The sequence below is a fragment of the Kitasatospora sp. NPDC018619 genome (assembly GCF_044391605.1).
Classification (GTDB): Bacteria; Actinomycetota; Actinomycetes; order Streptomycetales; family Streptomycetaceae; genus Kitasatospora.
This window is the reverse complement of the sequence record NZ_JBISAI010000013.1, coordinates 1-18,914: the sequence shown is the minus strand read 5'-3', so window position 1 is coordinate 18,914 and position 18,914 is coordinate 1. Positions and strand designations below refer to the sequence as shown.

The 18,914-nt window shown below is 72.6% G+C and carries 14 protein-coding genes; 11 read left to right on the top strand and 3 right to left on the bottom strand.

Annotated elements, in window-relative coordinates; genetic code table 11:
* Window positions 1-158: 158 nt before the first annotated feature.
* The gene (locus ACH5AR_RS21240) at window positions 159-869 is read right to left on the bottom strand and encodes a rhomboid-like protein (RefSeq protein ID WP_396303004.1); all 711 of its coding nucleotides are present in this window, start codon (window positions 867-869) and stop codon (window positions 159-161) included.
* A gap of 615 nt (window positions 870-1,484) precedes the next feature.
* Here ACH5AR_RS21240 and ACH5AR_RS21235 point away from each other — a divergent pair.
* The 7 genes from ACH5AR_RS21235 (at window position 1,485) to ACH5AR_RS21205 (ending at window position 12,081) form a co-directional block, all read left to right on the top strand.
* A complete protein-coding gene (locus ACH5AR_RS21235; RefSeq protein ID WP_030057574.1) occupies window positions 1,485-2,222 on the top strand; it encodes a response regulator transcription factor in 738 nt (245 codons plus the stop codon).
* A 92-nt stretch (window positions 2,223-2,314) separates the two neighbouring features.
* Entirely contained in the window at window positions 2,315-3,502 is a 1,188-nt protein-coding gene (locus ACH5AR_RS21230) for a sensor histidine kinase (RefSeq protein WP_396303003.1), read from the top strand.
* 233 nt (window positions 3,503-3,735) lie between these two features.
* A complete protein-coding gene (locus ACH5AR_RS21225; protein ID WP_396303002.1) occupies window positions 3,736-7,485 on the top strand; it encodes a multifunctional oxoglutarate decarboxylase/oxoglutarate dehydrogenase thiamine pyrophosphate-binding subunit/dihydrolipoyllysine-residue succinyltransferase subunit in 3,750 nt (1,249 codons plus the stop codon).
* Window positions 7,486-7,724: 239 nt separating this feature from the next.
* Window positions 7,725-9,665: a protein kinase gene (locus tag ACH5AR_RS21220; protein WP_396303001.1), complete on the top strand. Its 1,941-nt coding sequence runs from the start codon at window positions 7,725-7,727 to the stop codon at window positions 9,663-9,665.
* A gap of 46 nt (window positions 9,666-9,711) precedes the next feature.
* On the top strand, window positions 9,712-9,891 hold the full coding sequence (locus tag ACH5AR_RS21215) for a DUF6104 family protein (RefSeq protein ID WP_049649445.1): 180 nt from the start codon (window positions 9,712-9,714) through the stop codon (window positions 9,889-9,891).
* Window positions 9,892-10,133: 242 nt separating this feature from the next.
* Window positions 10,134-11,042: a DUF4097 family beta strand repeat-containing protein gene (locus tag ACH5AR_RS21210; RefSeq protein ID WP_396303000.1), complete on the top strand. Its 909-nt coding sequence runs from the start codon at window positions 10,134-10,136 to the stop codon at window positions 11,040-11,042.
* 1 nt (window position 11,043) lies between these two features.
* Entirely contained in the window at window positions 11,044-12,081 is a 1,038-nt protein-coding gene (locus ACH5AR_RS21205) for a helix-turn-helix transcriptional regulator (protein WP_396302999.1), read from the top strand.
* A gap of 81 nt (window positions 12,082-12,162) precedes the next feature.
* Here the strand turns inward: ACH5AR_RS21205 and ACH5AR_RS21200 are convergent, their stop codons facing one another.
* Both ACH5AR_RS21200 and ACH5AR_RS21195 read right to left on the bottom strand, forming a co-directional pair.
* Window positions 12,163-13,125 (bottom strand): zinc-binding dehydrogenase, encoded by a 963-nt coding sequence (locus tag ACH5AR_RS21200; protein WP_396302998.1) that lies wholly within the window; start codon window positions 13,123-13,125, stop codon window positions 12,163-12,165.
* 98 nt (window positions 13,126-13,223) lie between these two features.
* Entirely contained in the window at window positions 13,224-14,420 is a 1,197-nt protein-coding gene (locus ACH5AR_RS21195) for an NADP-dependent malic enzyme (RefSeq protein ID WP_396302997.1), read from the bottom strand.
* A 984-nt stretch (window positions 14,421-15,404) separates the two neighbouring features.
* Between ACH5AR_RS21195 and ACH5AR_RS21190 the strand changes: the two genes are divergently transcribed.
* The 4 genes from ACH5AR_RS21190 to ACH5AR_RS21175 all read left to right on the top strand — a co-directional run bounded on the left by ACH5AR_RS21190 (window position 15,405) and on the right by ACH5AR_RS21175 (window position 18,826).
* Entirely contained in the window at window positions 15,405-16,328 is a 924-nt protein-coding gene (locus ACH5AR_RS21190; protein WP_396302996.1) for an ABC transporter substrate-binding protein, read from the top strand.
* Between the two features lie 37 nt (window positions 16,329-16,365).
* The gene (locus ACH5AR_RS21185; protein ID WP_396302995.1) at window positions 16,366-17,340 is read left to right on the top strand and encodes an amino acid ABC transporter permease; all 975 of its coding nucleotides are present in this window, start codon (window positions 16,366-16,368) and stop codon (window positions 17,338-17,340) included.
* Entirely contained in the window at window positions 17,337-18,134 is a 798-nt protein-coding gene (locus tag ACH5AR_RS21180; protein ID WP_396302994.1) for an amino acid ABC transporter ATP-binding protein, read from the top strand. The genes ACH5AR_RS21185 and ACH5AR_RS21180 overlap by 4 nt, the downstream gene beginning before the upstream one ends.
* Before the next feature lie 110 nt (window positions 18,135-18,244).
* Window positions 18,245-18,826, top strand: coding sequence for a CGNR zinc finger domain-containing protein (locus ACH5AR_RS21175; RefSeq protein WP_396302993.1), 582 nt, complete (start codon window positions 18,245-18,247; stop codon window positions 18,824-18,826).
* Window positions 18,827-18,914 lie beyond the last annotated feature (88 nt).

Here is an 18,914-nt window from a genome sequence, read left to right as displayed (position 1 = left end):
AGCGGCGGCCGGGTGTTCCCGACACCCCGTTCGCCGAGAGCGAACGGCATCCGCCCCGCCCGGCACCGCGCCCGGCTCCGTCAAAAGGGCCTCAAGCACACCTCAAGGGATCCTGAAGGAGGCCGCCCGCCCGCGGCGCCGCCGCCCGGGCGGCGGCGTCAACGCGCCGGGCGCACCCGCGCGGCCGCGCCGCCGGGGGCCGCCGCGACGGCCGGACGCGGCCTCGGCGGGCGCCGCCCGGCCCGGCGCAGCCAGCGCCACAGCGCGACCCCGGTCAGCACGGCGGCCGGGTGCCCCACCCCGGTGACCACGTCCCGGTCGGCGGCGATCTGCTCGGCGATCATCAGACCGGCGCCGCCCAGCGCGAGCAGCCGCCCCCGCCAGGGGAGCAGCCCGGCCATCGCGCCCAGGCAGGCGAGCACGCCGTAGCTGACCCCGATGTCCAGGTGGTCCATCGCCTCGGGCGCCATCCGCCCGGTCTCCACCGCGGTGATCACCACGCCCTGGGAGAGCAGCGTCGCCGCGACGTGCCCGGCCGCGAACACCGCCGCCGCCCGGGCCGGGCCGACCCTGCGCTCCAGCGGCGCGAGGGTGAGGGCGAATCCCCACAGGTACGGCATCCACGCCTCGCCGGCCACCCAGAACCCGCTCAGCACAAGGGCGCGCAAAGGGTGTTCGAGCAGGTTGTGCCCGTCCGAACTGGAGGCCTCCCGCAAACGCTGGACGAGTTCCGGATCGGCGAGCGCCGCAAAGGTCGACGTGGCCCCGACGACCGCGAGATATCCGATCGTGAAGGGCGTCGAGCGGGGCGTCGGCACCCTTTCCAGCAGCCACTCCAGCACCCCGGTGCGCAGCCCGAGGCGGAGCATTCCGTACGGCGCTCCCGCGGCCCCGCTCCCGTCGGCGCCCCGCCCGCTGCCCGCCATCGCGCCTCCGCTCCACACCGCAGCCACCGCCCTCGCCGGGTGACCAACGTACCGGCGCGCACCGCGGATTCCGCCCGCCCGGGCGCCGCCGCGGCCACGGTACGTCGAGGTTCTGAGAGGCACCTGGGAAAAGCCCGTGAAGACCGTCGCCGTAGCGGACCGCCGGATTCCCCGTATTGGTCCAGACCTTGTTCGCGCGAACGCGGCAGCAGGGCCTCTGACCGGCGACTTGGCGTCAACTGGACTGCATACGTACCGTTACGCAGTGAAAATTCGCCGGGTAAGGTATCGGCCCGTGCCCACTCGTGCAGTGGGTCCGAGGGCGGCCCGACAGCCGGCCCACGGGCCGGAAACGTCCGGTCCACCTGCCGGGAAGCATCCGCTGTCCGTACGCTGCGAAGTGCGCGGGAGAAGGGGGCGGCCGACCATCCGTCCTCGGCTCCCGATCGCGCGGCGGGACGGCGGACCCGGCACAGTCCACGACGGAACAAGACTACGAGCGGAGCCCGCCATCCCCACAGGTGGCCGGCCCGCAGCCCTGGGGGCGGTGGCGTGACCGTGACAGAGATTCAGCAGGACAACCACAACACCGGTGGCACTGTGAGCAGCCAGCGCAGAGTCCTGGTGGTGGAGGACGAGCCCACGATCGCCGAGTCGATCGCCGCCCGGCTGGGCGCCGAGGGCTTCAAGGTCGCCGTGGCCCACGACGGCCCCGGCGCCGTCGACGGCTTCCACACCTGGCAGCCGGACCTGGTGGTCCTCGACATCATGCTGCCCGGCTTCGACGGCCTGGAGGTGTGCCGCCGGATCCAGGCCCAGCGCCCGGTGCCGGTGCTCATGCTGACCGCCCGCGACGACGAGACCGACCTGCTGGTCGGCCTCGGCGTGGGCGCGGACGACTACATGACCAAGCCGTTCTCGATGCGCGAGCTGGCCGCCCGCGTCAACGTCCTGCTGCGCCGCGTCGAGCGCGCCCAGCAGGCCGCCCGCACGCCCGCGCTGGGCAGCCTGCGGTTCGGCGAGCTGGAGATCGACCACGTGCAGCGCCGGGTCCGGCTGGCCTCGGGCGACGTCCACCTGACGCCGACCGAGTTCGACCTGCTCGCCTGCCTGGCCGCCCAGCCGCGCGCCGTGCTCACCCGCGAGCAGCTGCTGGCCGAGGTCTGGGACTGGACCGACGCGTCCGGCACCCGCACCGTGGACAGCCACGTCAAGGCGCTGCGCCGGAAGATCGGCGCCAGCTGGATCCGCACCGTCCACGGCGTCGGATACGCCCTGGAGGCCCCGCTCTCCTGACGGCCTCGCACGGGCGACGGGCCGCCGGGGGCCCGTGTCCGGCCGACGCCGTGCCACCACGCGGGGGGACAACGCGGGGACCACAGGGGACAATGACCTTTCCACAGCAACGCAACGGGGAATCCGACGGCACGCGGCCGCAGAACCTGGCCGCCCGCGCCGCCCGCCGGGTCTGGGCCGACATCCGGCCGCTCGACCCGGTCCGCTCGATCAAGGGCAAGCTCGCCCTGCTCGTGGTCGTCTCCGTGTTCCTGGCCACCGGGATGGTGGTCGTGGCGATCCGGTCCGAGACCCAGATCCGGATCATCATGGTCTTCTCCATGATCGCCTCGCTGCTCTTCATGCAGTTCCTCGCGCACGGGCTGACCTCCCCGCTGCGCGAGATGACGGCCGCCGCCCGCGCGATGGCGTCCGGCGACTACAGCCGCCGGGTCGAGGTGGGCTCGCGCGACGAGATCGGCGAGCTGGCGGCCGCCTTCAACGCCATGGCCGCCGACCTCCAGGCCGCCGACCGGCACCGCCGTGAGCTGGTCGCCAACGTCTCGCACGAACTGCGCACGCCGATCGCCGCACTGCGCGCCGTCCTGGAGAACGTCGTGGACGGCGTGGTGCAGCCCAACCCGGCCACCCTGGAGGCGGCGCTGGAGCAGACCGAGCGGCTCGGCCGCCTGGTCACCCACCTGCTCGACCTCTCCAAGATCGACGACGGCGTGGTCGCCCTGGACGCCCGCCCCTTCGAGGTGCGCGAGTTCCTGGACGGCGTGCTGCGCGGGGTCACCGTGGACGGCGCCACGGCCGGCGGCGCCTTCTCCCGGCGCGGGGACGTCCGGCTCGCCCTGGAGGTCAGCCCGACCGGCCTGACCGGCGTGGCGGACCCGGAACGCCTCCACCAGGTGGTCGCCAACCTGGTCGACAACGCCTGCAAGCACTCCCCGCCCGGCGGCACCGTGACGGTCCGGGCGCGGCCGGAGGGCGAGGAGGGCGGCCTGCTGCTGGAGGTCGAGGACGAGGGCCCCGGCATCCCGGCGGCCGACCGCACCCGGGTCTTCGACCGGTTCAGCCGCAGCGGCAGCGCGACCGCCGCCGGGCCGGGCGCCGACGGCGGCACCGGCCTGGGCCTGGCCATCGCCCGCTGGGCGGTGGACCTGCACGGCGGGCGGATCGCGGTGGCCGAGTCGCCGCGGGGCTGCCGGATCGAGGTCCGGCTGCCCGGGCCGCGCCAGGGCGACGGTCGGGACATTTGTCACAGATCCGACACAGACGCCTACGAAGATCACTAGCAGATTCGACCGAGTTTTTGTCCGGTTTCGTCCGGGTATAGGACCTGTTCGGCGCCGATCGGTTCCCCTCAGATGCGGCTTTCTAACGCACTTTTTCAGCCAAAGTGCAGGTCAGCACTGTGATCTGGGCGACGCCTGGGCCTCGGGGACTGCGCGATCACTGGTCAGGGGCGTAGCCTTAATCCCCGCTGTCCAAACATCCCAAAAGGAAGCGGAAGAGGGCGGTTGCCGCCGTGTCGCCACAGTCCCCTGAAACCCCCAACAGCTCGGCAAGCTCCAGTGGCTTCGGCCCCAATGAGTGGCTCGTCGACGAGATCTACCAGCAGTACCTCCAGGACCCGAACTCGGTCGACCGAGCCTGGTGGGACTTTTTCGCCGACTACAAGCCCGGTACCGAGGTGACCCCAGTGACCCAGGCCGCGACCCAGGCCGGCCCCGCGCCGACCCCTGCCGCTGCCCCCGCGCCCGCCGTCGCAGCCGCTGCTCCGGCAGCGCCCGCCGCTCCGGCCGCTCCCGCGCCGGCTCCGGCCGCCGCCCCGGCCCCGCTCGCCGCCGCGCCCGCCGCGCCCCCGGCCCCCAAGGCCGCCGCCCCGGCTCCGGCCGCGCCCGCCGCCACCGCCGGCCCCGAGCTGGTCCAGCTGCGCGGCCCGGCGAAGGCCGTCGCCAGCAACATGGACGCCTCGCTGGAGGTGCCGACCGCGACCTCGGTCCGCGCCGTGCCGGCGAAGCTGTTGATCGACAACCGCATCGTCATCAACAACCACCTGCAGCGCGCCCGCGGCGGCAAGGTCTCCTTCACCCACCTGATCGGCTACGCCCTGGTCCAGGCCATCAAGGCCGCCCCGGGCATGAACTACAGCTACAAGGTGGAGGACGGCAAGGCCTTCCTGGTCAAGCCGGAGCACGTCAACCTCGGCCTGGCCATCGACCTGGTCAAGCCGAACGGCGACCGCCAGCTGGTCGTCGCGGCCATCAAGAAGGCCGAGACGCTCGACTTCTTCGGCTTCTGGCAGGCCTACGAGGACATCGTCCGCCGGGCCCGCGCGAACAAGCTGACCATGGACGACTTCACCGGCGTCACGGTCTCGCTGACCAACCCCGGCGGCATCGGCACCGTGCACTCCGTGCCGCGCCTGATGCAGAACCAGGGCACCATCGTCGGCGTCGGCGCCATGGAGTACCCGGCCGAGTTCCAGGGCTCCGCCCCGGAGACGCTGTCCCGCCTGGGCGTCTCCAAGATCATGACGCTGACCTCGACCTACGACCACCGCGTCATCCAGGGCGCGGCGTCCGGCGAGTTCCTGCGCGAGATCCACCGCCTGCTGCTCGGCGAGAACGGCTTCTACGACGAGATCTTCGAGTCGCTGCGGATCCCGTACGAGCCGGTCCGCTGGGCGACCGACGTCGCCACCACCCACGACGACGAGGTCAACAAGACCGCCCGCGTCATGGAGCTGATCCACTCCTACCGGGTCCGCGGCCACCTGATGGCCGACACCGACCCGTTGGAGTACAAGCAGCGCAAGCACCCCGACCTGGACGTCACCACCCACGGCCTCACCCTGTGGGACCTGGAGCGCGAGTTCGCGGTCGGCGGCTTCGGCGGCCAGCGGATGATGAAGCTCCGCGACATCCTCGGCCTGCTGCGCAACACGTACTGCCGCACCGTCGGCGTCGAGTACATGCACATCCAGGACCCGAAGCAGCGCAAGTGGCTGCAGGAGCGCCTGGAGAAGCCGTACTCGAAGCCCGAGCGCGAGGAGCAGCTGCGGATCCTCCGCCGGCTGAACTCGGCCGAGGCCTTCGAGACCTTCCTGCAGACCAAGTACGTCGGGCAGAAGCGCTTCTCGCTGGAGGGCGGCGAGTCGCTCATCCCGCTGCTGGACGCCACCATCGACGCCGCCGCCGAGCACCGCCTCGACGAGGCCGTCATCGGGATGGCCCACCGCGGCCGCCTGAACGTGCTGGCCAACATCGTCGGCAAGCCGTACGGCAAGATCTTCGGCGAGTTCGAGGGCAACCTCGACCCGAAGTCGATGCACGGCTCCGGCGACGTCAAGTACCACCTGGGCGCCGAGGGCACCTTCACCGGCCTGGACGGCGAGACCATCAAGGTCTCGCTCGCCGCGAACCCCTCCCACCTGGAGGCCGTGGACCCGGTCGTCGAGGGCATCGCCCGCGCCAAGCAGGACATCCTGGACCAGGGCGGCACGACCTTCCCGGTGCTGCCGATCCAGATCCACGGCGACGCCGCCTTCGCCGGCCAGGGCGTCGTCGCGGAGACCCTCAACATGTCGCAGCTGCGCGGCTACCGCACCGGCGGCACCGTGCACGTCGTGGTGAACAACCAGGTCGGCTTCACCGCCGCCCCGGCGTCCTCGCGCTCCTCGATGTACTGCACCGACGTGGCCCGGATGATCGAGGCCCCGATCTTCCACGTCAACGGCGACGACCCGGAGGCCGTGGTCCGCGTCGCGCGGCTCGCCTTCGAGTTCCGCCAGGCGTTCCACAAGGACGTCGTGATCGACCTCATCTGCTACCGCCGCCGCGGTCACAACGAGGCCGACAACCCGTCGTTCACCCAGCCGCTGATGTACGACCTGATCGACAAGAAGCGCTCGGTGCGCAAGCTGTACACCGAGGGCCTGATCGGTCGCGGCGACATCACCATGGAAGAGGCGGAGCAGGCGCTCCAGGACTTCCAGGGCCAGCTGGAGAAGGTCTTCGCCGAGGTCCGCGACGCGGCCCAGGCGCCGGCCGACACCACCGCCGGCAAGCCGGTCGCCGACTTCCCGGTCTCCATCCGGACCGGCATCTCCCAGGAGATGGTCAAGCGGATCGCCGCCTCGCAGGTCAACCTGCCGGACTGGCTGACCGTCCACCCGCGCCTCCTGCCGCAGCTCCAGCGCCGCGCCGCCTCGGTCGAGGACAACACCATCGACTGGGCCATGGGCGAGACCCTCGCCATCGGCTCGCTGCTGATGGAGGGCCACCCGGTCCGCCTGGCCGGCCAGGACAGCCGCCGCGGCACCTTCGGCCAGCGGCACGCCGTCCTGATCGACCGCAAGACCGGCGAGGACTACACCCCGCTGCAGTACCTCACCGAGGACCAGGCCCGCTACACCGTCTACGACAGCCTGCTGTCGGAGTACGCGGCCATGGGCTTCGAGTACGGCTACTCGCTGACCCGCCCGAACGCGCTGGTCATGTGGGAGGCGCAGTTCGGCGACTTCGTCAACGGCGCGCAGACCATGGTGGACGAGTACATCGCCTCCGCCGAGCAGAAGTGGGGCCAGCACTCCGGCGTCACCCTGCTGCTGCCGCACGGCTACGAGGGCCAGGGCCCGGACCACTCGTCCGCCCGCCCGGAGCGCTTCCTCCAGCTGTGCGCGCAGAACAACATGACGGTCGCCATGCCGACCCTGCCGTCGAACTACTTCCACCTGCTGCGCTGGCAGGCGCACAACCCGCACCACAAGCCGCTGGTCGTCTTCACCCCGAAGTCGATGCTGCGTCTGAAGGCCGCGGCGAGTGCCACCGAGGAGTTCCTGTCCGGCTCGTTCCGCCCGGTCATCGGCGACTCCACCGTCGACCCGGCGCAGGTCCGCAAGGTGGTCATCACCGCCGGCAAGTTCTACTACGACCTGGAGGCGGCCCGCACCGAGCGCGGCGTCACCGACACCGCGATCGTCCGGGTCGAGCGGCTCTACCCGCTGCCGGTGGCCGAGCTCCAGGAGGAGCTGGCCCGCTACGGCGACAACGTCCAGTTCGTCTGGGCGCAGGAGGAGCCGGCCAACCAGGGCGCCTGGCCGTTCATCGCGATGAACCTGGTCGACCACCTCCAGGTGGTCATCGGCCGGACCGGCGGCGACGCCCGTCTGCGCCGGGTCGCCCGCACCGCGGCCTCGTCCCCGGCCGTCGGCTCGGCCAAGCGGCACGCCGCCGAGCAGCAGGCGCTGGTCGAGGAGGTCTTCGCGCTCTGACGCGCCGAAGCCCCACCGCTCGAAGCCCGCGGCCCCGTCCTCCCCACCGGGAGGCCGGGGCCGCGGGCTTCGGTGCCCCCGCCTTCGGTTCCGGATCCGCAACCGAAACGGAACCGCGGTGCGCGGCCCGGCGGCGGGTCGGTAGGTTATGCCTCGCCGTCCGGGGGCACCGGCGCCCGTCACCGTGCCCGGCCGCCGCGGCCGTACCGCCTCACCGCACTCCCAGGGGGAACCACCACATGACCGCCGCCACGCCTCGGGACGCCGGCACCCTCCCGCCGGTCTTCCAGCCGCTCCTCCCGGACGACCCCCGGGAGGTCGGCGGGTACCGGCTGTACGCCCGGCTGGGCGCCGGCGGGATGGGCCGGGTCTACCTCTCCTACACCCCGGGCGGGCGCCCGGTCGCGCTCAAGGTGGTGCGCCCGGAGTTCGCCGAGGACGGCGAGTTCCGCCGCCGCTTCGCCCAGGAGGTCAGCAGCGCCCAGCGCATCCACGGGCTCTACACCGCGCAGGTGATCGACTCCGGCGGCCTGGACGGCGACGCCCCGTGGCTGGTCACCGCGTACGTCCCGGGCCCGTCCCTCCAGCAGGTGGTGCGCGAGAACGGCGCGCTGCCGGTGCGCACCGTGCTGCTGCTGATGGGCGGCATCGCCGAGGCCCTCCAGGCGATCCACAGCGTCGAGGTGGTCCACCGCGACCTCAAGCCCGCCAACGTGCTGGTCGCCGGGGACGGCCCGCGGGTGATCGACTTCGGCATCGCCCGGGCCGCCGACGCCACCGCCCTGACCGGCACCGGCTACCGCATCGGCTCCCCCGCCTTCATGTCCCCCGAGCAGGCCCAGGGCCGCCCCGTCACCCCGGCCACCGACGTCTTCGCGCTCGGCGCCCTGGCCGCGTACGTGGCCGGCGGCACCGCGCCGTTCGGCGACGGCCCGGACACCGCGGTGCTCTACCGGGTGGTGCACGAGGAGGCCGACCTCGGCGCCGTCCCGGCGGACCTGCGCGAGCTGGTCCAGCGCTGCCTGGCGAAGAGCCCGGAGGACCGCCCCACGCCCGCCGAGATCATCCGGGTGGCCCGCAACCACCCGGAGGTCGGCGGCCAGCTGCGGTTCGGCGACGACTGGCTGCCGCGCGAGGTCAACACCGAGATCACCCGCCGCTCGGACCTGCCCAAGACGCCCCCCGCCCCGCTGCCGGCCGCGCCCGCCGCACCGCCGGCCCAGCCGCCCGCGATGCCGGCCGCTCCGCCGCCCCCGGCCGCCGCGCCGACCCACCCGGCCACCGCGGTGCAGCCGCCGCGGCAGCCGGCCACGCCCCCGCCCGGCTTCGCCCCGCCGCCGGTCGGCGCGTACGGCGCTCCGCAGCCGCCCACCGAGTCGCCGACCGCGCCGGTGCTGCCCACCCCGCCGACCACCCGGCTCCAGCCGGAACCGCCGTCCTACGACACCCCGCGGCCCGCCCCGGCCCTGACCGCCGACCCTGCGCCCGCGGCGGAGCCCGGCCCCCGGCGCAGGGGCGGGGTCTCCTGGAAGGTGCTGCTCACCGTCGCCCTGGTGATGGCGGTCGGCGGCACCGCGGGCGGCGTGGCGCTGGTGAAGAAGCTGGACGGGGACAAGGCCCCGGCGGCCGAGCCCGCTCCCGCGGTCACCGTGACCCAGGGCCCCGACCCGGCCCGGCCCGCCCCCTCCCCCTCCACCGGGCCGGTGACGGCGGCCCCCTCCGCGTCCGCCCGCAGCACCGTCTCGGCCCCCGCCCGGCCGACCGGCTACGCGCCGATGCTGGACAAGAAGTCGCTGGCCATCCCCAGCGCCGAGTACTCCTCCGACGCCTACCGGATCGACCTGGACGCGGGCACCGTGGTGCCCCGCTCCACCGACCTCAAGTGGGGCTTCGGGGTCACCAACAACAGCAGCGGCAGCAAGGCCAACGCCTTCACCAGCTACGGCGACAGCAAGTCGGACTTCGCGGTGATCACCGAGCCGTCCGTCACCGCCGAGCAGTGCGCCGCCGCGATCGACTCCCGGCCGGACACCGACCTGTCGTACAACCGGGTCGCGCCCGGGCGCCTGCTCTGCGTCCGCGACCGGGTCACCCGCAACATCGCCGTCCTGGTGATCGAGCAGGCGGACCCGACCTCCGGGGCCGCCAAGGTCACCGTCAGCACCTGGCGGGCCAGTTGACCGGACTATCCTGACCAGGTCAATCCCCACCCGACCGGAGCGAACCGTGTACTTCACCGACCGAGGCATCGAGGAACTGGAGAACCGGCGCGGCGAGGAGGAGGTCACCCTGGGGTGGCTGGCCGAGCAGCTGCGCACGTTCGTCGACCTCAACCCGGACTTCGAGGTCCCGGTCGAGCGGCTGGCCACCTGGCTGGCGCGGCTCGACGACGAGGACGACGAGTGACCCGGTGACGGCCGTCGCGAGGCCCGGGAGGCAACCGCCTCCCGGGCCTCGCGCGTGTCCGGGGGCGGCGGGCGGCGGGCGGCGGCCGGGTCCGGGGGCCCGGCGGGCGGCCCGTAGGGGTGGGCTCCGGGGCGGGTCGGGGTCGGTTCCCGGGCTCGTGCGCTTGACTCTGCCAGCACGCGATATATCGTCTTTAGAAGAGAACGCGATACATCGCGAACCGGAACCGGGAGGCGGCAGACATGAGCCAGTGGACGGTCGAGGGCACCGAGAGGATCACCTTCGACGAGCCGGTGCGCGCGCTGCACGTGCGGACCATCGAGGGCACGGTGAACGTGGTGGCGGCCGAGGGTCCGGCCCGCCTGGAGGTCACCGAGCTGGTCGGCGAGCCCCTCCACGTGACCCTCGTGGACGGGGTCCTGACGGTCACCTACAAGGACATCAACAGCTGGGGCGAGTTCGGCGACCGGCTCAAGTCGGTCGGCGCGGTGAAGGACCTCTTCGGCTCCTTCAAGCGCAAGCGGGTCGCCGGGGTGACGGTCACCGTCCCGGCCCAGGTCGAGGTCAGGGTCGGCACCGTGTCGGCCGACGCCACCGTCAGCGGCGTCGACGGGCACGTCTCGGTCCAGAGCGCCAACGGCGACACCACCCTCGCCGGGGTGACCGGCCGGATCGAGGCCGGCACCGTCACCGGCGACGTGGACGCCCAGGCGGTCGGCGGCCGGCTCAAGGTCAACACCGTCTCCGGGCAGCTCACCGTGATCGCGGGCACCGCCGACCGGATCCAGGCCAACACCGTCACGGGCGCCGTCACCCTGGACCTCGACGTGGCCGGCGAGACCGACGTCAAGGTCAACACCGTCAGCGGCGCGGTCGTGGTCCGGATCCCCTCGCTGGCCGACGCCACCGTGGACGCCGGGTCCACCAGCGGCGACGTCTCCAGCACCTTCGAGGAGCTCCAGATGACCAGCACCTGGGGCGCCAAGAAGATCTCCGGCCGGCTCGGCGAGGGCCGCGGCAGCCTGCACGTCACCACCGTCTCCGGCGCGGTCACGGTGCTGCGCCGCCCCGACTCGGAGGAGGAGGGCCCGGTGGTGGTCAAGGAGCTGCCGGCCGGCCCGGGCACCCCGAACCTCACCAAGGAGGCCTGAGATGACCCCGGTGTTCGGCCACGGCCGCCTGCGCCTCTACCTGCTCAAGCTGCTGGACGAGGCCCCGCGGCACGGCTACGAGGTGATCCGGCTGCTGGAGGAGCGGTTCCAGGGTTTGTACGCCCCCTCGGCCGGGACGGTCTACCCCCGGCTGGCCAAGCTGGAGCAGGAGGGCCTGGTCGCCCACAGCACCGAGGGCGGCCGCAAGGTCTACCGGCTGACGGACGCCGGGCGCACCGAACTCGAAGCGCGCCAGGCCGAGTTGGACGAGCTCGAAGTCGAGATCCGGGACTCCGTGGCGCAGCTCGCCGGGGCGATCCGCGAGGACGTCCGGGACAGCGCCAAGGACCTGCGCGAGGAGCTCTGGAACGCCGCCCGGCAGGCGCCCCGGCCCGAGCGCGCCGACACCGGCGACCCGTGGGCCGGCCCCTGGGGCGACAACGAGTCCTGGCAGCGCGCCAAGGAGGAGTTCGCCCAGTTCAAGCGGCAGGCCAAGGAGCAGGCCAAGCGCGGCCGGGAGCAGGAGAAGGCCGCCAAGGCCAAGGCGAAGGCCGCCGAGGAGGAGGCCCGCCGGCTGCGCGAGCAGGCCAAGGCCTCGCGCACCGCGGCGCAGCAGGAGGCGCTGCGGATCAAGCGCCGGGTCGAGCAGCAGGTGCGCGAGCACGCCGCGAAGGGCGACTGGCCGACCGGGCTGGCCGAGGGCCTGTCCGAGCTGACCAAGGGCCTGGCCGGGCTGGCCGACGCGGCCCGCTGGGGCCACGGTCCGGAGGCCCCGCCCACCGGACCGGCCGCCGAGCGGGCCACCGTGACCAGGATCGACCTGGACGAGGACGAGCCCGGCGCCCCGGCCGACCTGCCGCCGTGGACCCGCACCGATCCGGCCGGGGACCCGGCCCGCGAGCTGGAGCGGCTGCTCGACCGCTTCCGCGACCAGGTCCGCGACGCGGCCCGGGACGGCGGGGTGGCCCCGGAGCAGCTGGCCGAGGCCCGGAAGGTGCTCGGTACCGCGGGCGAGCGGCTGAAGCGGCTGCTCGGCTGAGCCGGCGCCCGGAGGCGCTGTTTGCCGACGGCCCGGTGCCCCCGGACGGGAGGCACCGGGCCGCCGCGCGCGTCCGTGGCGTCAGGGCGTGAGGACGATCTTCCCGAAGACGTCGCCCTTCGCCAGCCGGGCGAAGCCCTCGCGGGCTTCGGCCAGCGGCAGCACCGAGTCGATCACCGGCCGGACGCCGGTGTTGGCGCAGAAGGCGAGCAGCCCGGCCAGCTCCTCCTTGGTGCCCATGGTCGAGCCGACCACCCTGAGCTCCAGGAAGAAGATCCGGTTCAGCTCGACGGAGCGCGGGTCGGGGCCGGAGGTGGCACCGGAGATGACGATGGTGCCGCCCGGGCGCAGCGACTTCACCGAGTGCGACCAGGTCGCGGCGCCGACCGTCTCCATCACCGCGTCCACCCGCTCGGGCAGCCGGGCGCCGCTCTCGAAGGCCGCGTCGGCACCGAGCTCCACCGCCCGGGCGCGCTTGGCCTCGTCCCGTCCGGTGACCCAGACCCGCAGGCCGGCCGCCTTGCCGAGGACGACCAGCGCCGTCGCCACCCCGCCGCCCGCGCCCTGCACCAGGACGGTGTCGCCGGGCTTGACCCCGGCGTTGGTGAACAGCATCCGGTAGGCCGTCAGCCAGGCGGTGGGCAGGCAGGCGGCCTGTTCGAAGCTCAGCCCGGCGGGCTTGGGCAGCAGGTTCCAGGTGGGCACGGCGACCCGCTCGGCGAAGGTGCCCTGGTAGCGCTCGGTCAGGATGGAGCGCGGCTCGTCCGGGCCGACCCCGTGGCCGCTCTGGCCGATCACCGAGTGCAGGACCACCTCGTTGCCGTGCTCGTCGACGCCGGCGGCGTCGCAGCCGAGGATCATCGGCAGTCTCCCGGCGGGCAGGCCGACCCCGCGCAGCGACCACAGGTCGTGGTGGTTGAGGCTGGCGGCCCGGACCGTCACCACGCTCCACCCGGGGCGGGCCTGCGGCTCGGGGAGGTCGCCCAGCTCCAGCCCGCTCAGCGGGTCGGCGGCGTCGATACGTGCGGCATAGGCAGCGAACATGTCACCGGACGATAGCCGGGACGGCCGGGGCCGGGAACCACGCGGAGGTGTGACGCGTGTCCCGGCCCCGGGCCGTTCGGTGGTGTCCGGTCGGATCGTCAGATCCGCGCCACGCCCTCCGCCCGGGCGGCCTCGGCGACGGCCCTGGTGACCGCCGGCGCGACCCGCTCGTCGAACGGCGAGGGGATGACCTTCTGCGGCGTCAGCTCGTCCGCCACGACGCCGGCCAGCGCCTTGGCGGCGGCCAGCTTCATCCCCTCGGTGATCCGGGAGGCGCGGACCTGGAGGGCGCCCGCGAAGATGCCCGGGAAGGCCAGCACGTTGTTGATCTGGTTCGGGAAGTCGCTGCGGCCGGTGGCGACCACGGCGGCGTACCGGTGCGCGACCTCGGGGTGGATCTCCGGGGTGGGGTTGGCCATCGCGAAGACGAACGCGCCCTCGGCCATGGTCGCCACGACCTCCTCCGGCACGGTGCCGCCGGAGACGCCGATGAACACGTCGGCGCCGGCCAGCGCGTCGGCCAGGGTGCCCGTGAGGCCGGTGCGGTTGGTGCCCGCGGCGATCTCGGCCTTGACGTCGGTGAGGTCGTCGCGGCCCTCGTGCACCACGCCCTTGCGGTCGCAGACGGCCACGTCGCCGATGCCGGCCGCGACCAGCATCTTGGCGATGGCGATGCCGGCCGCGCCGGCGCCGGAGATGACGGCCCGCAGCGAGCCGATCTCACGGCCCGTCACCTTGGCGGCGTTCCACAGGGCCGCGGTGGTGACGATCGCGGTGCCGTGCTGGTCGTCGTGGAACACCGGGATGTCCAGGGCCTCCTGGAGCCGGCGCTCGATCTCGAAGCAGCGCGGGGCGGAGATGTCCTCCAGGTTGACGCCGCCGAAGGAGGGCGCCAGCCGGACCACGGTCTCGACGATCTCGTCGACGCCGGTGCAGTCGAGCGCGATCGGCACCGCGTCCACGCCGCCGAACTGCTTGAACAGGATGGCCTTGCCCTCCATCACCGGCAGCGAGGCCCGCGGGCCGATGTCGCCGAGGCCCAGCACCGCGGTGCCGTCGGTGACCACCGCGACGGTGTTGGACTTCCAGGTGTAGTCGTCGACCAGCTCCGGCTGCTCGGCGATGGCCGTGCAGACCCGGGCGACACCGGGGGTGTAGGCGAGGGACAGGTCGTCCGCGTCGCGCACCGGGACGGTCGCCCTGATCTCCATCTTGCCGCCGCGGTGCAGCGCGAAGACCGCGTCGACCGGATCGTCGGTGTCCTGGGGGCTGCTGTGAATGATCTCCGCTGCCACGATGACCTCTTCGTCATTGATCTGGCGAGGACGCGGCCGACGGACGGGACGACCCGGCCGGAAACCGGAAACCGGGTACGCCGAAGCGGACCCGGAGCCTGGGTCGGGGCGCTGCCGTCGGGCGGCGCCCTCGGATGAGGGTGTTATGGGGTCTGTGTTGTCCGTGTCGTGCTTCCGGACCGAGCGTAGGTCGGACAAAGGCACCGCACCTGTGCCTTTTCGTCCTCGTCACGTACGGTTCATCGCCGTGCTGTCGCGTCACGGGGGCCCGGCGTCGGAAGCGCCTGGCACCCGGCGGCGGCAACGGCATGAGCGCACGCGCACCCGCAGGAGTGAACGCAGAGCCGAAGGGGAGTCGGCGCCCCGGATACGGAGCCCGCGTGAGGACTTCCGTTCCCGAGCACCGCGAGCCTGTCGGGACTCGTCGGTCTGGTTCGAGCGTCCGGGGGTCACCCGGTACCGAATTCTGACACACCCGCCGCCGGGCCCGGCAGGCCGGGACGGCCGGATCGCCCGTCCGCCGTTCCGCGTACACCCGCGCGACACCGGGGCGCCCCGCACCGGGCCGGCCGGCGGCGGACCTGCCGGGGCGGCACGGACCGGTCTGCATACCTATGCACAGGGTGACAGGGCGCCGGAATAAGTCCGAATAGCGGACACCGCGACCCCTCGTTATCCGATTTTGATCTGGATGAGGGCCACCTGACTGTCATCAGATGGCAGGATTCCCCCCATCTCGGATCGAGTCGGCCACCGGTCGAGGCCGTCCGGTCAACGTCCACCTCGGCGGAGGGTGGCGGAAGCAGTACCGCGTACACCCCCGGGCGGCTCCCCCGCGCCCGGGCAACTGCACGACCCGGCCTGCACGTACGACGACGTACGGCGACACGCACCCGTACCGAGCCGCACGGCTCGCCGTTCCGGTGCGCCGCTCCCGCGGCGCGCTCCGCCCGACCTCTCTCCCCCAGGATGGAGATCCCCCTCATGACCACCCGTACCCAGCGCAGCCGGCTCCTCGCGGCCGGCGTGGTCGCCGCCTCGGTCTCCCTCGTGCTGACCGGCTGCAGCAGCAGCAAGAGCGACGGCGGCGCCCCCAACGCCTCCGCGACCGTCAACGAGGTCAAGGCCGACCCCAAGCTGGCCGCGCTCGTCCCGGACGACGTCAAGGCCGCCGGCAAGCTCGTGGTCGGCGCGGACGCCTCGTACGCGCCGGACGAGTTCAAGGACGACAGCGGCAAGATCATCGGCATGGACGTCGACCTCGCCAACGCCATCGCCGCCAAGCTCGGGCTGAAGGCCGAGGTCCAGGACTCCGGCTTCACCGCGATCATTCCCGGCATCCAGGCGAACAAGTTCCAGCTCGGCATGTCGTCCTTCACGGACAACAAGGAGCGTGAGCAGATCGTCGACATGGTCACCTACTTCAACTCCGGCAGCGCCGTCGCGGTGAAGAAGGGCAACCCGGAGAAGATCGACCCGAAGGACCTCTGCGGCAAGAAGGTCGCCGTCCAGACCGGCACCACCCAGGCCGACGAGATCAAGGACACCCGCGACCCGGACTGCGCCAAGGCCGGCAAGCCCGGCATCCAGAACGGCGGCGACAAGTTCGACCTCCAGACGGACGTCACCAACGCCGTCGTCTCCGGCCGCGACCAGGCGCTGATGGCCGACTCCCAGGTCGTGGACTACGCCGTCAAGCAGTCCGGCGGCCAGCTGGAGAAGGTCGGCGAGACCTACGGCACCGCGCCCTACGGCGTCGCGCTGGCCAAGGGCTCCAAGCTCACCCCGGCCGTCCAGGGCGCCGTGCAGTCGCTGATCGACGACGGCACCTACAAGCAGATCCTCGGCAAGTGGGGCGTCGAGGCCGGCGCGCTCTCCACGTCGGTCGTCAACGGCGCCGTCAGCTGACCCTCGTCCGCTCCATCTTCTCCCCCGAGGCCACACCGTGAACTCTTTGGACAAGGGGACGGCGGAGAAGGGGCGGCCCGAGACCATCAGGGCCGTTCCCGTCCGCCACCCCGGACGTTGGGCGGGCGCCGTCGTCATCGCCGTACTCGCGGCGATGCTGGTGAGCGCCCTCTTCACCAACCCCGCTTTCAAGTGGGACATCGTCGGTCAGTACCTGTTCCACGACAGCATCATGCACGGCCTGCTCGTGACGCTGGAGCTGACCGTGCTCGCCATGCTCATGGGTGTGGTCGGCGGCATCGTGCTGGCGGTGATGCGGCTCTCCCCGAACCCGCTGCTGGCCGGCGTGGCCTGGGTCTACATCTGGGTCTTCCGCGGCACCCCGGTGCTGGTGCAGCTGGTGTTCTGGAACTTCCTCGGCCTGATCTGGGCCAAGCTGTCGATCGGCGTCCCCTGGGGGCCCGAGTTCTGGTCCGGGCAGACCAACGTGCTGATCCCGACCTTCGTCGCCGCACTGCTGGGCCTGGGCCTCAACGAGGCCGCCTACATGGCGGAGATCGTCCGCGGCGGCATCCAGTCGGTGGACGAGGGCCAGACCGAGGCCGCGCACGCGCTCGGCATGAGCCGGTTCCAGACCATGCGCCGGATCGTCCTGCCGCAGGCCATGCGGGTGATCATCCCGCCGACCGGCAACGAGACCATCTCGATGCTCAAGACCACCTCGCTGGTCTCCGTGATCTCCCTGGAGGAGATCTTCCGGGCCGGCCAGGTCATCTACTCCCGGAACTACCAGAACATCCCGCTGCTGATCGTGGTCAGCCTCTGGTACCTGTTCTTCACCTCGGTGCTGACCATCGGCCAGTACTACATCGAACGCCACTACGCCCGCGGCTCCAACCGCACCCTCCCGCCCACCCCGCTCCAGCGGCTGCGGGGCCTGTTCGCCGGCAAGCCCGCCCCGAGGACGACCTCCGACGTCGTCCCGGGGTTCGAGGGAGGTGGTCACGTATGACCGGTCTGACCAAGACCCCCGGCGGCGCGTCCGCCGAGCCGATGGTGCGCGCCGAGAACGTGCACAAGTCCTACGGCCCGGTCGAGGTGCTCAAGGGCATCGACCTGGAGGTCCGCCAGGGCGAGGTGTTCTGCCTGATCGGCCCGTCCGGCTCCGGCAAGTCGACCTTCCTGCGGTGCATCAACCACCTGGAGAAGATCAACGGCGGCCGCCTCTGGGTGGACGGCGAGCTGGTCGGCTACCAGCAGCGGGGCGACCGGCTGCACGAGCTCAAGGACCGCGAGGTCGCCCTCAAGCGGCGCGACATCGGCATGGTCTTCCAGCGCTTCAACCTGTTCCCGCACATGACCGCGATCGAGAACGTCATGGAGGCGCCGGTCCAGGTCAAGGGCGAGGCGAAGGCCGAGGCCCGCGAGCGCGGGATGGCCCTGCTGGAGCGGGTCGGCCTGGCCGACAAGGCCGGGAACTACCCCTCGCAGCTCTCCGGCGGCCAGCAGCAGCGGGTGGCGATCGCCCGGGCCCTGGCCATGAAGCCGAAGCTGATGCTCTTCGACGAGCCGACCTCCGCGCTCGACCCCGAGCTGGTCGGCGACGTCCTGGACGTCATGCGCGGCCTCGCCGAGGAGGGCATGACCATGGTGGTCGTCACCCACGAGATGGGCTTCGCCCGCGAGGTCGGCGACGCGCTGGTGTTCATGGACGGCGGCGTGGTGGTCGAGTCCGGCAACCCCCGCGAGGTGCTCACCGACCCGCAGCACGAGCGCACCAGGGCCTTCCTCTCCAAGGTGCTCTGAGCCCGCGCCACCGGCGCCCGGCAGGCCCGTCCTGCCGGGCGCCGACGCTTTCCCCCTCCGGGTAATAGGCTGGAGGCAGTCAGCCCGTTACCGAATCTGGAAGGACCCCTGTGGAGCTCGCCGCCTACGCCGACCTCGCCGTCCGGCTGGTGAACACCGAGGAGCCCGAGCGCGGCACCGACTCACTGACCTCCGTGGAGGCGGTGCGCGGCCTGTTCTCCGACTCCTCGCGGGCCGCCGCCCTGGCCGACGAGTCCGACCTGCCCCGGCTGCGGGCCGTCCGGACCCGGCTGCGCGGGGTCTTCGAGGCCGCCGCCGACGGGGACGAGGTCCGCGGCGTCGACCTGCTGAACAGCCTGCTGATGGAGTACCCCGTCAGCCCGCTGGTCTCCGGGCACGACTACCTGGACGACGCCGGGCGGCCGCGCTGGCACCTGCACCTGGCCGACAACTCCCCCACCGCCACCGCGCACTACACCGCGGTCGCCTGCATGGGCCTGGCCGTCCACCTGACCGAGCTCGGCGCCGACCGGCTCGGCATCTGCCAGGCCGCGCCCTGCCGCAACGCCTACCTGGACACCTCGACCAACCGCTCCCGGCGCTACTGCTCGGACCGCTGCGCGACCCGCGCCAACGTGGCCGCCTACCGGGCCCGCAAGCGCCAGGAGGCGGAGGCGGCGGCCCGGCCCTAGGGATCGTCTTCAAAGATCAGGTCCAGAGCAGGATTGAGGCGATGGTGACGGCGGCCTGGTAGGACTCGCGGGTCTTGTCGTAGCGGGT